General features: G+C 49.1%; 12 protein-coding genes and 1 riboswitch. Of the genes, 7 read left to right on the top strand and 5 right to left on the bottom strand.

Going from position 1 to position 15,775, the window contains the following annotated elements:
• Positions 1-342: 342 nt before the first annotated feature.
• The 4 genes from gdhA to MNQ98_RS28005 all read right to left on the bottom strand — a co-directional run bounded on the left by gdhA (position 343) and on the right by MNQ98_RS28005 (position 3,970).
• Complete coding sequence (gene gdhA / locus MNQ98_RS28020) at positions 343-1,713, bottom strand: NADP-specific glutamate dehydrogenase (RefSeq protein WP_241931108.1); 1,371 nt, start codon at positions 1,711-1,713, stop codon at positions 343-345.
• Positions 1,714-1,902: 189 nt separating this feature from the next.
• Entirely contained in the window at positions 1,903-2,034 is a 132-nt protein-coding gene (locus MNQ98_RS28015) for a DUF4023 domain-containing protein (RefSeq protein WP_241931107.1), read from the bottom strand.
• 287 nt (positions 2,035-2,321) lie between these two features.
• Positions 2,322-2,633 (bottom strand): antibiotic biosynthesis monooxygenase, encoded by a 312-nt coding sequence (locus tag MNQ98_RS28010; RefSeq protein ID WP_241931106.1) that lies wholly within the window; start codon positions 2,631-2,633, stop codon positions 2,322-2,324.
• 125 nt (positions 2,634-2,758) lie between these two features.
• Positions 2,759-3,970, bottom strand: a complete 1,212-nt coding sequence (locus MNQ98_RS28005; protein ID WP_241931105.1) for a DUF418 domain-containing protein — start codon at positions 3,968-3,970, stop codon at positions 2,759-2,761.
• 141 nt (positions 3,971-4,111) lie between these two features.
• Here MNQ98_RS28005 and MNQ98_RS28000 point away from each other — a divergent pair, with 141 nt between their 5' ends.
• Entirely contained in the window at positions 4,112-4,834 is a 723-nt protein-coding gene (locus MNQ98_RS28000; protein WP_241931104.1) for a response regulator transcription factor, read from the top strand.
• Positions 4,831-6,570 carry a sensor histidine kinase gene (locus tag MNQ98_RS27995; protein WP_241931103.1) on the top strand — a complete coding sequence of 580 codons (1,740 nt, stop codon included), beginning with the start codon at positions 4,831-4,833 and terminating at the stop codon, positions 6,568-6,570. Before MNQ98_RS28000 ends, MNQ98_RS27995 begins: the two co-directional genes overlap by 4 nt.
• A gap of 196 nt (positions 6,571-6,766) precedes the next feature.
• On the opposite strand, the gene MNQ98_RS27990 is transcribed toward MNQ98_RS27995, so the two are convergent.
• Entirely contained in the window at positions 6,767-7,141 is a 375-nt protein-coding gene (locus MNQ98_RS27990) for a hypothetical protein (RefSeq protein WP_241931102.1), read from the bottom strand.
• A gap of 328 nt (positions 7,142-7,469) precedes the next feature.
• A riboswitch (purine riboswitch) is annotated at positions 7,470-7,571 on the top strand.
• 196 nt (positions 7,572-7,767) lie between these two features.
• Here MNQ98_RS27990 and ade point away from each other — a divergent pair.
• The 5 genes from ade to cydC all read left to right on the top strand — a co-directional run bounded on the left by ade (position 7,768) and on the right by cydC (position 15,737).
• Positions 7,768-9,573, top strand: a complete 1,806-nt coding sequence (gene ade / locus MNQ98_RS27985; RefSeq protein ID WP_241931101.1) for an adenine deaminase — start codon at positions 7,768-7,770, stop codon at positions 9,571-9,573.
• A 240-nt stretch (positions 9,574-9,813) separates the two neighbouring features.
• The gene (locus MNQ98_RS27980) at positions 9,814-11,217 is read left to right on the top strand and encodes a cytochrome ubiquinol oxidase subunit I (protein ID WP_241931100.1); all 1,404 of its coding nucleotides are present in this window, start codon (positions 9,814-9,816) and stop codon (positions 11,215-11,217) included.
• On the top strand, positions 11,207-12,220 hold the full coding sequence (gene cydB / locus MNQ98_RS27975; protein ID WP_241931099.1) for a cytochrome d ubiquinol oxidase subunit II: 1,014 nt from the start codon (positions 11,207-11,209) through the stop codon (positions 12,218-12,220). The genes MNQ98_RS27980 and cydB overlap by 11 nt, the downstream gene beginning before the upstream one ends.
• On the top strand, positions 12,220-13,971 hold the full coding sequence (gene cydD / locus MNQ98_RS27970; RefSeq protein WP_241931098.1) for a thiol reductant ABC exporter subunit CydD: 1,752 nt from the start codon (positions 12,220-12,222) through the stop codon (positions 13,969-13,971). The genes cydB and cydD overlap by 1 nt, the downstream gene beginning before the upstream one ends.
• Positions 13,968-15,737, top strand: a complete 1,770-nt coding sequence (gene cydC, locus MNQ98_RS27965; protein ID WP_241931097.1) for a thiol reductant ABC exporter subunit CydC — start codon at positions 13,968-13,970, stop codon at positions 15,735-15,737. The genes cydD and cydC overlap by 4 nt, the downstream gene beginning before the upstream one ends.
• The last annotated feature ends 38 nt before the right edge of the window (positions 15,738-15,775 follow it).

Below are 15,775 nucleotides of genomic sequence, written 5' to 3'. Positions count from 1 at the left end.
ATTGAATAAAAAGCATACACAAAAGCCTCCGTTTCAAAGGGATTGAAACGGAGGCTTTTGTGCGTAACCCCATCAGCGCAATAAAGCAACAAGGGGTCAGAGGTGGCTTTTCAGTTTATTACAATCCATCCCCTTGCACCGTCAGGTCTCAGGCTGATGACAAAGTCAAAAAGAAGATGATGGATACCGCCTTACCTGATGCGCTTATCAGCTTCCGTTAGACTTTGCCTACAATCTGAAACCCGAGTACAGGGTATGGGCCGAAACATTAACATGTAACAATTAAGGTTTACTGCTTATACCGAGTTACCCAACGAATCAATGAATAGATTTAAAAGTTCTTTAAACAATACCTTGAGCGAGCATAGCATCGGCTACTTTACGGAAGCCAGCAATGTTGGCGCCCACGACAAGGTTGCCAGCACAGTCAAATTCCTCAGCCGCCTGCACGCTACTGTTGTAAATGTTTTTCATAATCTGATGAAGTTTGCTGTCCACTTCTTCGAACGTCCAGGAAAGTCTCATCGAGTTCTGGGACATTTCAAGTGCAGATACAGCTACACCGCCCGCATTTGCCGCTTTGGCAGGACCGAACAGAACGTCGTTCTTCAGGAACAGGTCGATGGCTTCCAGAGTGGAAGGCATGTTGGCTCCTTCACCGATCGCTTTCACACCGTTGGAAATCAGGATGGCTGCGGATGCTTCGTCAATCTCATTTTGCGTTGCGCATGGAAGAGCGATATCACAAGGAATCGTCCAGATACCCATCCAGCCTTCTGTGTATGCCGCATGCGGATGCTCTTTCACATATTCGCTGATCCGTTTTCTTTCCACGTCTTTCAGACGGCGAACGGTTTCGAGGCAGATACCTTCAGGATCGTACACATAACCGTTAGAATCACTGCAGGCCACAACCTTTGCACCGAACTGCTGAGCTTTCTCGATCGCATGAATGGACACGTTACCGGAGCCGGATACAACGACAGTCTGGCCTTCAAAACTCATTTCTTTGGAGTTCAGCATTTCTTCTACAAAATAAACACAGCCATATCCTGTTGCTTCAGGACGTCCCAAGCTTCCGCCGTACTGAATGGATTTACCCGTTAGGACGCCTGATTCATTACCGCCTCGGATACGCTTGTATTGACCGAACATATAGCCGATTTCACGTGCGCCAACACCGATATCACCAGCAGGTACGTCAACGTCTGGTCCGATATATTTATACAGCTCTGTCATGAAACTTTGTGTGAAACGCATAACTTCATTGTCGGATTTGCCTTTTGGATCGAAGTCGGAGCCGCCTTTGCCGCCACCGATCGGGAGACCTGTCAGGGAGTTTTTCAAAATTTGCTCAAAGCCGAGGAATTTAATGATGCTGACGTTAACGGAAGGGTGGAATCGGAGGCCGCCTTTGTACGGTCCAATGGCACTATTGAACTGAACACGATAGCCGCGGTTAACCTGAACTTTACCTTGATCGTCTACCCATGGAACCCGAAAAGTAATGACGCGCTCAGGTTCAACGAGCCGCTCTAAAATTCCAGCAGATTGGTATTGCGGACATTTGGTGAGTACCGGAACGAGTGAATCGAGAATCTCTTTGACGGCCTGGTGGAATTCAGGCTCATTCGGGTTGCGCTTTTGTACAGTCTCAAATACGGATTGGACATAAGATACCGCTTCTTGCGATTGTTGTGTAGTAAGATTCATGTACAGGTCCACCTCTCTCATAAATATGTATTATGTTGTATTTATCAAAAATCCAGCGTCCTTGCAAGTTAAAATTTATACACCTATGATAATTATTTATACATTTTTACCTAAAAAATGCTTTCAGAAATTATACGATTAGTGCAAAGAAACAGCGATCTTAGGATCGCTGTTCTGCTCATCGGTGGTTTACTTATTCGTACCGTGCTGTTTTGTAGGTAATTGTGCATTCGGCGTACCCTTGCCGTGATTTTCCTTGTTATGACGGGCTTTTTCGGCATTATCTTTCATCTTTTCTACGAATTCATGTGTGTTTTCCACGATGAAATCCTCCTTTAAAATGGGATCTGCCGGGTTTCGGCATCGTTCCTGTTTACTATATCCCAATTAGTAAAATTGTATTGATAATGTGAATTTTTATGAAGCCGTTACATGAAGTTTACACCGGTCATAAAACTTTCCTATCATGTGGTGAAAAAATAGTGATGACAGCGCTCTATTTGTGAAATATGAGTCGAAAAGTACTAAACAAACTCAGCAAATTGATGTTAAATCCACAAAAATAACAAACCCGTGAAAAGCCGATGCTTCTCACGGGTAACTAAGGGTTAACCTATAGGTGGGTTGCTGACAAGCAGCTCATATTTATTGAGAGTAGCACCCAGAATAAACTCGCTGCTGCCTCCGCGGTGTGACTGACGGAAGGATTCGCTGGAAGTCCAGCCTTTAAAAGCTTCCTCGTTCTCCCACACCGTACAAATCTTGAGCTCCTCGGCTTCGGCACCTTCCTTGGCCTCATGCCATGCTTCCATCCGGATGAACCCCGGCATCTCCTGTACGCCTTTCGCCTGCGCGAACCGCTCGGATAGTTCCTTGCCATGTCCTGGTTTGACCTTGATCGAATTCGTTACTACCAGCATTTTTGTTCCTCCTTAGGCTGTAATCCAGCTTACCTTATCCGGGATGTCAGTCGATGATATCTGCATGTTCATTATACCTTATGGATGCAGGCGATTTCATCTTGGAGGAATCACCCCGAGGCTCCTCAAGAAGAGGAAGCCTCTGTCTGAATTGGAGGACTCTTAGGTTTCTTTGGCTTCGCCTGCCCGCTCCATGACCAATAGGTACCGATACGCAGCAGGAACTCGATTGGACCTGTTCGGAAACGTTTCAGATACAACAGACTGCACATGGCCTGAGCTACATAGATACCGAGTGCAATTAAGATGCCAGTCAAAACACCGAGTCTACCGAACATTCCCAGCCCGTATCCGTAAAAGATCGTTGTACAGATGACGGTTTGCATGAGATAGTTCGTCAACGATATCCGGCCAACCGCTTCAAATGAACGGAAGACAACATTTCTGTTGGAAGAGAGGGCATAAATATAGGCAAACAGATAAATGTATCCAAGCGCTAGAATTTGAGCGCCTGCCATGTGCAAAATCCCACTCCATGCATGGGTAGAGCCGAGCATGATAGATGCCGTTTTTGCGGCGATACCGAACGGGACAAACATGATCGCGTACCGCAGATACGATCCTTTTTCCTGTTCCGGAGACATAAATTTACCGCGTTTGGCCGCAGCCATCCCGAACAGGAACAAGGCTCCGAGAATAAGGGGGGTCAGAAGCAATATAAAGAACATCATCCCGCCAGGCAGACCAAGCGGATCTGAAGTCGTCCGGTGGTTCATAATTTCTGAATAGGTACCGGTGCCATATAAATTGATTGTCTCCCTAACGTGGGTCTCCATACGCAGTACATCCTCGGGAGACGTTGCGGAGGTACCACCATAGCTGATCCCAATGCTAAGAAGAAGGAAAATAATACCCCAGATCATTAAAGTCTTCGGCTTCCGGTTCACAAATAATAGAAGGAAGAAGCTAATGCCACCATAGAAGAGCAGAATATCGCCATCCCAGAGCATAGAATGCGCAAAACCGAGAGCAATCAGCAATATCGAACGTCTTACCACGTTACGCCCGTATTTCAGACCCTTGGCATTCATACTCTCTTTCATCTTAATCATGCTGTACCCGAACAGGAACGTAAAGATCGGCATGAAGCTGCCTTCGACAAATATTTTTAACATATCATGACCGATCAAATCCAAGGATGAAGGTTTAAACAACCACATTTCATCTTTTCCGAACATACCGTATTGAAAAATTAGCATATTGGCCATCAAAATGCCCAGTAAGCTGAAGCCCCGAATCGCATCAACAGCGACAGCTCTTTTCCGTGGATTTCCCACATTAATCACCTCTTGGAATTCAGTATATCGTCCTAACTTAAATTACTCAGAAACGGCAACCTAACTTTTTCTTAACGATGGGTATGATTGTTTAACTGCTGTTAAGGTTGTTGTGCTAGCATGGTATCGGGTGAAGATAATATGGAAAACACAAAAATTTTAATCGTTGATGATGAACCGGCTATTGTAAAAATGCTGCAGATGGTCCTTCGCAAGGAAGGTTTTAACCGTATCTATACAGCTGGCAGCTGCGCTGAGGCGCTTCGCGAAATGGAAGTGCACCGGGCTGATATTGTGCTCCTGGATGTTATGCTGCCAGACGGAAGCGGATTTGATATCTGCTCGAGGCTTCGGACGTTTGGAAGTCCGCATGTTTTATTTCTGACAGCTAAGGCGTCCGACCTGGATGTGCTGACCGGCTTCGCCATGGGCGGGGACGACTATGTGACAAAACCGTTTAATCCGCTTGAGATTGCTGCGCGCATTAAGGCCCGGCTTCGGCGGGGCGGATGGGGTAACACAGGAGTTCAGGTACAGGAACAGCCGATACAGCGAGTGTGGGATTTCGGCCGCTTTGTACTGGATGAGACGGCAGGAGAGTTGAAGGTGCTCGGTGATCCGGTGCCTTGTCCAGCCCAGGTGTTTCAGCTGCTGTTATACTTTTGCAAGCATCCTGGCGTTGTTTTTTCCAAGTCACAGTTGTATGAGGCGGTGTGGGGAATTGATGGGATGGGTGAGGACAACACCGTAATGGTGCACATCCGCCGAATCCGGGAACGGATTGAAGAGAATCCGAGTGATCCGCATTATTTGGTTACGGTCCGTGGGTTAGGCTACAAGCTGGTTAAGGAGTCAAAAAGATGAAGGTAAGCAGACGACTTGCGTTTCATTTTACATATCAGCTGGTTGCCTTCTCGCTGTTCATGTTTATGCTTCTCGTCACGCTTCTGTTTGTATTGACTAAGCATGTCTCGAACGAGGAAATTCGGCGCAACTTTCCTTCGGGTGTTCTAAGCAGTATAACGGCGGAAACGGTGACGGAGAATGGCGTTGTCAATCTGCAAGGATATTGGAAAGATCTTTTATACGAGCGGAACATGTGGCTCCAGGTGGTGGACATGAAAGGTCGTGTTATCCACGCTACGAACACGCCTAAGGATGTGCCTTCGTCATATTCAGTCAGTCGGTTGCTGGAGATCAAGGAGGAGCGCCGACTTGGCAAATATACGATGGGGTTGGAGATGGATCTTACATACGAGGATCCCTTATTGTTTATGCTCGGCGGGGTGGATGAAAGTACAGACCAGCTGAGATCTTGGTTTACCGAATATCAAGCAGGCGGCTTGCCGGACTCATCGCAGCAAGATCGGTTGGAACAGGAAGTCTGGAGAGCAGGGGGCTATCTGCATATCATCGATGGGGAGGGCACCATCAAGCAGGCGATTGGCAAGGAAATTGGTGACAAAAAGAGCTATCATCCTCTGGAACTGATGTCGATGCAGGAAATACCGGGTGCCTACGCAACGAATGTGAATGTGTATTGGGACAAGAACAGCGGAATGACCTGGGTGTATCACACGCCGTATGATACGGTCGGCAAGCAGCCGATCATGAACCAGCTTCTAAGCGTTGTGATGTGGATATGCATCATCGTGCTGGTCGTTGCGTTAGCTATGTCGATCTGGCATGGATACCGATACAGCCGTCCGCTGCTGCTGTTTACCGGATGGTTCGAGCGGATGGGCAACGGCTCCTACGAGGAAGTGCTCACCCCCAAAGACCGTAAGAAAGTATTCCGAAAGAACGGGAAGCTGCGGATGCGCTATAAGTTGTACAAGGAAGTTATTCATTCCTTCTATCATATGGCCGAGCAGCTGGCAGCAACCGAGAGAGAGCGGAAGGCACTGGAACAAAACCGGGAGGAATGGATGTCCGGTATCTCTCATGATCTTCGAACCCCCCTGTCTTCCATTCAAGGATACGGCTACATGCTGGAAAGCGCAGCGGAAGACTGGAGCCCAGGCGAACTGCGTGAGATGGGAACCGTCATACGGGAAAAAGGGGACTACATGCTGGAGCTTATTGATGATTTCTCGCTTGTATTCAGGCTGAAGACAGAAATCCAACCGCAGGATATGTGCCCGCTTGATCTGAATGAGCTTGTCCGCCGCGGTGTGTTGAAATACGTCAACGACGCAACGCTTGACGGCGTGACGTTTCAGTTCGAAGGCGGTGATGAGCCGGTGCTTACGGCTGGTAGTGCCAAATGGCTTCATCGTCTGATGGATAACCTGATCTCCAATGCCGTTAAGCATAGCCCACCCGGGGTTACGGTTACAGTTGGTGTGGAGAAGCGTGCCAATTCTGCTGCGATCGTAGTGAAGGACGACGGTGTTGGTATGGACGAGGAAACGAAGCGGAGCCTGTTTGAACGTTATTACCGTGGGACGAACACGGAGGGGAGTATCGATGGATCAGGCCTTGGGATGAGCATTGCAAAAGCTATCGTGGAAGCCCATCACGGGACAGTAGAGATCCAATCGGAGATCGGAAAAGGAACCTGCATCAGGGTTATTTTGCCTCGGGGTTTGAAAGATTAATATCTGGAGACGGCTGTTGCCAATGCGTTGCTTGGCAGTATAACGTTATTGATTGCTTATGGCAGGGAGATCGAGGCTACAGTATGGATCGAAATTAATATGTAAGTTGAGTGAGCTGTTTCCATGCGAGATGCATATGGGGAAACAGCTCTTTTTTTGTGATGATCCGAAGCTGGGGGAGTAAAAGCTTATGGTATTAAGTAGGCGTTGAGAAAAAACGGGAGGGATAATGTTCATCGTCTTCAATCTCAACATCAGGATAACGCGTAAATACAGATTCAAATGATCTGTCTTCAACGAGATCATGAATAACCTGTTCAATCCGTTCCCTGGTCACTATGTCGATTAACACCATATCACTCGACCAAAAATAAGCACCGTTCATGCATTCGCCTGTCTGGTCGTTCTTTTCTCGTAAGGTCTGAATGTTGTTATATGTAAAAAAGGTGGCGATCCACTTTGAACGGTCAGGAAATACAACGATGACATCCGAATTCGTATCTGTCTTATCCCATGTTCCTTCAGCCCATATCTCGGCTTCGATCCAAATATGCATCTTCATGTTATTCATCACTACCTTCCCCCCTTAATGCTTGAAATAAGTATATCAAGCATAGCCATGAACTAGTATTTTAAGATCTGCTTCGAAGTAGCGGAGCGGACGAATCGATTCCGGAGAAGCGGCAGCGGTCGCCTTTGCCCCCGAATTTCTCCCCCTTAGGAAGTAATTCAGGGAAATTCGGGGGCAACAGCGATTGTAGGAATGATTCGTATGCGCAGCATCTTACAGAGTGTTTTAAGAAATATTCTTAATATGGTAATTTGGTTTGAGCACACTTACTTGATTTCAAATATCTTCCACTCTATTGACTTACGACACCAAAGGATTATAATTCTTACAACAACTGAAAAGATTTTTATGTATATGCCAGAGAATAAGGCTCAGGCGTCTCTACCAGGTTACCGTAAATGACTTGACTACATAAAAGCTGAGAGAAACATCATCCTTCGAGTAAACCGAGGTCTTACAACACGTTAAAGCCGCGTGACGTATTCGTATGGTATAAATTCAGACTCTCTCTTCCTTTATGTATTGTTGATAACCCGGACAGAAGCGCTGTCCGGGTTATTTCGTGTCTAATTATGGGGAAGCCTGAAGCTATCAAGTTTCTATAATCATAAGGGAGAGTGTCATATATGAGTTCACAAAAGAGACAGAAGCGTTATGAGGTCAGCTACCGGCTTGGACAAATCGCAATGGGACAGGCAGCAGCGGAAACTGTGATCAAGGACGGCACACTCGTTAACGTGTTTACTGGAGAGCTTCAGGAGCATGTCGATGTTGTCATGGCCTTTGGAAGAATTGCTTATATCGGACAAGCTGATCATACAATCGGTGAGAATACGAATGTGATTCAGGCGAACGGGCGATACATTGCACCAGGTCTGCTGGACGGACATATGCATGTGGAAAGCACGATGCTGACGGTAACCGAATTCGCCAAAGCAGCGATGGCTAAAGGCACAACTTCCATCTTTATGGATCCGCATGAGATTGCGAATGTATTCGGTTCAGAAGGCGTACGCTGGATGCATGAAGAAGGGCAACAGCTTCCACTTAAAGTATTTACAACTTTTCCTTCTTGTGTGCCAGCTACAACGGACCTAGAAGACGCTGGCGCGGCACTTGGCGTAGCCGATATTGAAGCGGGACTACAGTGGCCGGGTGTGGAAGGCCTCGGCGAGGTAATGAACTTCCCGGGCGTCGTTTATGGTGACCCCACCATGTGCGGAGAAATTGAGGCAACCTTAAAGGCAGGCAAAACCGTTACCGGTCATTTTCCTTCCGAGGATGAGCGTATGCTGCAGGCTTATATCGCTTCAGGTGTCAGCTCTTGCCACGAAACGGTTACTAGGGAGCAGGCGCTGCAGAAGGTCCGACTCGGTATGCATCTGATGATCCGTGAAGGTTCCGCATGGCATGATGTTAAGGAAGTTATCAAAGTAGTAACGGAAGATAACGTGTGTACCGATAACATGTCCCTTGTGACAGACGACGTCTATCCGATGACACTGCTGAACCTTGGTCATCTGAACCATGTTGTACGCCGGGCGATTGAGGAAGGCGTTGATCCGGTTAAGGCCATTCAGATGGGAACGATCAATGTGGCTCGGTACTTCGGTATGGAGCAGGAAATTGGCAGCATCGCACCTGGTAAAGCGGCGGATATTTTGCTTATTGATGATCTGAAGCAAATGGTGCCTTCGCTTGTTATTGCTGATGGTGAAGTGGTGGCGGAATCCGGAAAGATCGTAAAAGAATTCCCGGTTTATGAATATCCAGCGGAAGCCCGCAGCTCGGTACGGCTGCAGCGTGCTCTAACCGCCGATGATTTCCTGCTGCGCAGCAAAGGAAATGCCCCACAGACACAGGTAAACGTGGTGCGTGTTATTGAGAACAGTGCCCGAACCGCCAAAATGACGGCGACCCTCCCAGTGATAGAGGGCATTATCCAGCCAGATTTGGCACAGGATGTCATCCAGATGGCTTGCATTGAGCGCCACAAGGGAACAGGGCAGATATCCCTCGGCTTTGCGAGCGGATTTCAGTTAAAATCAGGTGCAGTCGCCTCCACGGTGGCACATGACAGCCACAACCTGCTTGTTATGGGGACGAGCCCTGAGGACATGGCGTTTGCTGCCAATGAGCTTGCCGCCTGCGGCGGGGGCATGATCGTGGTACGGGATGGCGAGGTGCTAGCCAAGGTGGCGATGCCGGTGGCAGGTCTGATGGCGGATCGTCCGCTGGAGACGGTAGCTGCTGAAGTGGTGTCAATGGAGGAAGCGTGGAAGGAACTGGGCTGCCCGATGAATGCGCCGTTTATGACCTTCTCGTTGATCGCACTGCCGGTTATACCGGATATTCGGATCACGAACCGGGGACTGGCTGATGTGACCGAGTTCAAGTTGATTGAAACCGAAATTGGGCCATCCACGGTTTAAAAAAAACGAAATGATTGAGACACTTATCATTGCAAAAAACAGGGTGACCAACCATGGTCCATCCTGTTTTTTTCTTATTTTTATTGAGAACGTGATTTTCGTCACAAATTTATAACTATTTAACCCCTTCCAGGCACTTTAATGTGATAAATATCACAATTCTTCCGTTCGTCGTCTGAGAAAATAATAAAAGATAAATTTTAAAGCTTTATTACGTGAACCAAAAGGAAGGGGTATTTTATGGATCCGGTTATGCTCGCACGTATCCAGTTCGCTTCGACAACCATTTTTCACTTCATCTTTGTTCCGCTGTCCATCGGCTTGGCATTTCTGATTGCCATTATGGAGACGATGTATGTCGTCAAGGGCAACGAAGTATACAAGAAGATGGCAAAATTCTGGGGTAAACTGTTTCTCATTAACTTTGCTGTAGGGGTCGTTACCGGTATTTTGCAGGAATTCCAGTTCGGTATGAACTGGTCGGATTACTCCCGATTTGTCGGGGATGTGTTCGGAGCGCCGCTTGCGATTGAAGCGCTGCTCGCATTTTTCATGGAGTCCACGTTTATCGGACTGTGGATTTTCGGATGGGACCGCTTGTCCAAGAAGGTTCACCTTCTTTGTATTTGGCTCGTGTCCTTCGGCACAGCAATGTCGGCTTTTTGGATTTTGGCCGCCAACTCGTTCATGCAGCGTCCTGTCGGATTTGAGATGAACAACGGACGCGCCGAGATGAATGATTTCTTCGCTCTGATCACGAATGGTCAGCTGTTGGTTGAGTTCCCGCATACGGTATTCGGGGCATTGGCCACAGGCGCATTTCTCGTTACGGGGATCAGCGCATACAAGCTGATGAAGAAGAAGGATATCGATTTCTTTAAAAAATCGTTTAACATTGCTATCATTATCGCTCTGATCTCCTCCGTGCTCGTTGCTCTCTTCGGTCACCAGCAAGCACAATATCTGGTGGATACACAGCCTATGAAAATGGCTGCAGCCGAGAGTCTGTGGGAAACGAGTGATGATCCGGCTCCATGGACGGTTTTTGCCGGGATTGATCCGGAAAATCAGAAAAATACGATGGAATTGAAAATTCCTTATATGCTCAGCTTCTTGTCCTATAGTAAATTTTCCGGTGAAGTTATCGGAATGAAAGAACTGCAGGCACAGTATGAGGAGCAGTATGGACCTGGTGACTACATTCCACCAGTCCGGACTACATTCTGGAGTTTCCGTATCATGGTCGCTGCAGGCTCTATTATGATTTTGCTCGGTTTGTACGGCACATGGTTGACAATGCGCAAGAAAGTAGAAAAGGCAGGGAAATGGTTCCTGAGAGCATTGCTGTTCAGCATATCACTGCCGTTTATCGCCAACACGGCGGGATGGATAATGACAGAAATCGGGCGTCAGCCTTGGACTGTATTTGGATTGATTCAGACGAAGGACAGCATCTCGCCAAACGTAGGCGCAGGTTCCATTCTGTTCTCACTCATTGCATTCAGTACGATTTATGCTGTGCTGGCTGCGGTAATGGCTTATCTGTTCGTTAAAGTTATCAAGAAAGGGCCATATGCGGTGGAGGAAGACGATCACAACGCAGCTGACCCGTTCAATAAGGAGGGAATCGGCAATGTCTCTTAGTGAGCTGTGGTTTGTACTGGTTGCCGTTCTGTTTATCGGGTTCTTCTTCCTGGAAGGCTTCGACTTTGGTGTAGGTATGTCAACACAATTCTTGGCCAAGAATGATACCCAGCGCCGGGTGCTTATCAACTCTATTGGCCCGTTCTGGGATGCAAATGAGGTGTGGCTGATTACGGCAGGCGGAGCGATGTTCGCGGCCTTCCCGAACTGGTACGCCACGCTGTTCAGCGGATTTTACCTTCCGTTCGTCGTTCTCCTGCTAGCCTTGATCGCCCGTGGGGTCGCATTTGAATTCCGTGGCAAGGTCGGGGATGCACGCTGGAGAAAGGTTTGGGATGGTGCCATCTTCACAGGAAGCTTTCTGCCTCCATTCCTCTTCGGTGTAGTGTTCGCCTGCCTGATCCAGGGTTTGCCGATTGACGAATCGATGCAGCTTAATGCTGGATTCTTCGATGTAGTTAATCTGTATACGGTTGTAGGCGGAATCACGGTAGTTATGCTATGCTTGCTGCATGGACTCATGTTTACGACACTCCGCACCATAGGAGATTTGCAGGAGCGTGCCCGGGTTATGGCCCGGCGCCTGTTGTTCCCGGTTGCAGCGCTGCTTGCGCTATTCGGAATTATGACGTATTTCATGACGGACTTGTTCAAAGTTCGGGGCGGCATATTGTCAGCCGTACTGGTGCTTGGTGTTATTGCATTCCTGGCAGCCGGTTATTTTATGAAAACCAAGAAAGACGGCTGGGCGTTCGGTATGACCGGGGCGGTCATCGTCCTGTCGGTTATGTCCGTGTTCATCGGATTGTTCCCACGTGTCATGATCAGCTCGATCAACAGTGCGTTTGATCTGACGATCCAAAACGCTGCCTCAGGGCAATACTCCCTTAAGGTGATGACGATTGTGGCGGTTACACTGCTACCGTTCGTATTAGGTTATCAAATTTGGAGCTACTACGTTTTCCACAAACGGGTACATGAGAAGGAGCATTTAGAGTACTGATGGGTAAAGATCTGCTAGGATACAAAGGAGTCAAGACGGTATTCCTCGTCGTTGCCGTATGTACCCTGGCACAAAGCATGGCCATCATATTGCAGGCAAAATGGTTGGCGGAGGTTATCTCCGCCCTATTTGCCGGATCCTCTCTGCAGGAACAGTACAGTAAAATGGTATTGTTCCTGCTTGCTTTTCTGGCACGCCACGCCATTGGGCTGCTGCAGCAGGGCATAGCGCAGCGGTTTGCCGAGGAGACGGGCACGGACCTGAGAAAGCAGCTGATGGATAAGCTGTTCCATATGGGCCCGAGATTTGTCCGGTCCGAGGGAACAGGCAATGTGGTCACGCTTGTGCTGGAGGGCATCGCCAAATTCCGCAAATATGCGGAATTAACCATACCGCGGATGATGGGGGTGGCTTTTACTCCTGCGCTGGTATGGTTGTATGTGTTTTATATAGATCGTATTTCGGCTGTGATCTTGCTCGTAACGATGCCGATTCTGATCATATTTCTAATTTTGGTTGGCTTGGCTGCACGGAAGCAGACGGAACGCCAGCTGCATACGTACCGGATGCTGTCCAACCATTTCGTGGATTCCCTTCGTGGTCTGGAAACACTTAAGTTTCTGGGGCAGAGCAGGAGGCACAGCGAGAGCATCGGAGAGGTGAGCGAGAGCTACCGCAAGGCAACGATGCGCACGCTTCGTGTCGCGTTTCTGTCATCTTTTGCACTCGACTTCTTTACCATGCTGTCCGTCGCCGTTGTGGCGGTCAACCTGGGCTTGCGTCTGATCAACGGCGGTCTGGAGCTGCTGCCGGCTCTGACCATTCTTATTTTGGCACCGGAGTATTTCCTGCCAGTACGTATGGTGGGGGCGGATTTCCACGCTACCCTGGACGGCAAGCAGGCAGGTGAAGCCATCCAGGAGATGATTAAGGATGAGCCGATGAGCAGCCCGGTAAATGGGCAGACAAGTGGAGACAGCAATGCACCTGAGCCTGTGTTGAATTGGAAGGACAGTAGCGCGTTGGAACTGTCCGGTATCAGCATGAGGCATGATGAGAATGGTCCTGCATCTCTAGAGGGTGTAAGCTTCCGGTTGAAAGGCAGAGGCCGGATCGGCATCGTGGGTGAAAGTGGTGCGGGTAAATCCACACTGATCGACATTTTGGGGGGATTCCTTGCACCAACCAGCGGCGAAGTTATGCTGGATGGGGTGAAGCTGCAGAATACAGCTTCTGAGGCATGGAGAAAGAACGTGACTTACATTCCGCAGCATCCGTATCTGTTCGGCGCCTCACTTGCCGATAATGTCAGATTTTACGCTCCCGACGCTTCGCGGACTGAGGTGGAGCGAGCGGTGGAGGCGGCTGGGCTGACCGCTGTCACAGCATCTTTGCCGAACGGGTTGGACGAATTGATTGGCGGCGGAGGTCGGAGTTTAAGCGGAGGACAGGCGCAGCGGGTCGCGATGGCGAGAGCATTTTTGAGCCAGCGTCCTGTCCTGCTGCTGGATGAGCCGACGGCTCATCTTGATATCGAGACCGAATATGAGCTGAAAGAGACGCTGGTATCCCTGTTTCAAAATAAATGGGTGTTTCTTGCAACACATCGCTTGCACTGGATGACGGAAATGGATTACATTCTGGTGATGGATCAGGGACGACTGGCCGAGGCGGGTACACATGAACAGTTAATGGCACGTAAAGGTGTATATTACGGCCTCATCACATCGCAAATGGAGGGAGTGCTTTGAAGCAGGAACAGTGGTTTCGTCCGTATGTCACAGCCTATTTCTGGCGTTTTCTGCTCATTGTGATCCTGGGTGTGCTGACTATACTGTCCGCGTCGATGCTCATGTTTACCTCGGGCTATCTCATCTCAAAGTCGGCGCTTCGGCCCGAGAACATTCTGATGGTGTATGTGCCGGTCGTCGGTGTGCGCACCTTCGGGATCAGCCGGGCGGTTATGCACTATGTGGAGCGATTGGTAGGGCATGATACCATTCTCCGCATCTTATCGAAAATGCGTGTCCGGCTGTATCAGCTGCTGGAACCGCAGGCGCTTCGTTTTTCCTCACGCTTTAAGACGGGCGATCTGTTAGGCGTGCTTGCCGACGATATTGAATACCTGCAAGATGTGTATATTCGCACGGTATTCCCTGCTATTGTGGCTTTGGTGCTGTATGGCGGTGCAATCATCGCTATCGGCACATTTGATCCGTGGTTTGCACTCTTGATGGCGGCGTATGTGTTCCTGCTCGTCTTTGTGCTTCCGATCGTGTCGCTGCTGTTTACCAAGCGTAAGAACCGGGAGATTAAGAATGAGCGTGCTGCTCTGTACCAAAAGCTGACTGACGCGGTGCTCGGTATGGGCGAGTGGTTCATTAGCGGCCGTCAGAAAGATTTCCTTACAGGATATGAACAAGACGAAGCCAGCGTTGACCGCACAGACCGGTCATTGAAGCGCTGGGGACGATTTCGCGGCTTTATTAGTCAGTGTGTGGTGGCGGCAACCGTATTGTCTATGGTGTATTGGTCGGGACAACAATATGCGGATGGCCACATAGATGTTACGCTCATTGCGGCGTTTGTGCTCGTTGTATTTCCGCTTATGGATGCTTTCCTTCCAATCTCGGAAGCGGTCGAACGGATTCCGCAGTATGAGCAGTCCATAAACCGGCTGAATGGGATCAAGGAAGAAGTGCCTGATCACCTGCAAGGCGCAGGAAGTCAAGCCGGTATGACAAGGGATGAAGCAGCGGCTATCGCCCTTAACGGTGTTCACGTAAAGGTTGAGGATGTCTTCTTTGACTACGGAGAGCAGCGGTCCGGTGATCGGCCTACGGTAGGCGGACTTTCGCTGGACATTCCGCAAGGGGCGAAGATAGCTGTGATCGGACGCTCCGGAGCCGGCAAATCGACTCTGCTGAATTTGATCCAAGGAGTGCTCTCTCCAGTAGAGGGGCGCGTTACGATGAATGGTACCGATGCTTATCAGTTTGGTGATGGTATGGCATCCGTAGTGTCTGTGCTAAACCAAAGTCCGCATCTGTTCGATACGACACTGGCGAACAATCTCCGGCTTGGCCGGATGAATGCGTCTGATGAAGATCTTCAGGATGCGGTTCGGAGAGCCCGGTTGAGTGACCTCGTCGACTCCTTGCCAGAGGGCTTTGAGACCCGGATGCAGGAAACCGGGCAGCGCTTCTCCGGCGGAGAACGGCAGCGTGTGGCGCTTGCCCGTATTTTGTTGCAGGACACACCGGTTGTCATACTTGACGAACCGACCGTAGGGCTCGATCCGAAGACGGAGCGCGAGCTGCTGTCCACCATGTTCGCAAGTCTGAAGGGCAAGTCGCTGATCTGGGTGACACATCACTTGGTTGGTGTGGAGCAAATGGATGAAATTGTGTTTATGGAAGAGGGCTGCATCGTCATGCGTGGCACACATGCTGAATTGATGAAGCGTTATCCGCGCTATCGCCATTTGTATGAGCTGGACCGTCCAGTTCAGCTGTAAACAAGTACAGTCGGCTTTGGCGGTGGAAGAATGAGGGC

It is taken from the genome of Paenibacillus sp. N3/727 (assembly GCF_022637315.1).
In the GTDB taxonomy this organism is placed as follows: Bacteria; Bacillota; Bacilli; order Paenibacillales; family Paenibacillaceae; genus Paenibacillus_AQ; species Paenibacillus_AQ uliginis.
The sequence above is the reverse complement of the archived record's forward strand: the minus strand, read 5'-3'. Positions and strand labels throughout refer to the sequence as shown.

What these genes read in the sequence shown, in the direction of transcription:
- gdhA (WP_241931108.1), bottom strand. Translation starts at nt 1,713, where the DNA reads ATGAATCTTACTACACAACAATCGCAAGAAGCGGTATCTTATGTCCAA.
- MNQ98_RS28010 (WP_241931106.1), bottom strand. Translation starts at nt 2,633, where the DNA reads ATGCTGGTAGTAACGAATTCGATCAAGGTCAAACCAGGACATGGCAAG.
- MNQ98_RS28000 (WP_241931104.1), top strand. Translation starts at nt 4,112, where the DNA reads ATGGAAAACACAAAAATTTTAATCGTTGATGATGAACCGGCTATTGTA.
- MNQ98_RS27995 (WP_241931103.1), top strand. Translation starts at nt 4,831, where the DNA reads ATGAAGGTAAGCAGACGACTTGCGTTTCATTTTACATATCAGCTGGTT.
- MNQ98_RS27990 (WP_241931102.1), bottom strand. Translation starts at nt 7,141, where the DNA reads ATGAATAACATGAAGATGCATATTTGGATCGAAGCCGAGATATGGGCT.
- ade (WP_241931101.1), top strand. Translation starts at nt 7,768, where the DNA reads ATGAGTTCACAAAAGAGACAGAAGCGTTATGAGGTCAGCTACCGGCTT.
- MNQ98_RS27980 (WP_241931100.1), top strand. Translation starts at nt 9,814, where the DNA reads ATGGATCCGGTTATGCTCGCACGTATCCAGTTCGCTTCGACAACCATT.
- cydB (WP_241931099.1), top strand. Translation starts at nt 11,207, where the DNA reads ATGTCTCTTAGTGAGCTGTGGTTTGTACTGGTTGCCGTTCTGTTTATC.
- cydD (WP_241931098.1), top strand. Translation starts at nt 12,220, where the DNA reads ATGGGTAAAGATCTGCTAGGATACAAAGGAGTCAAGACGGTATTCCTC.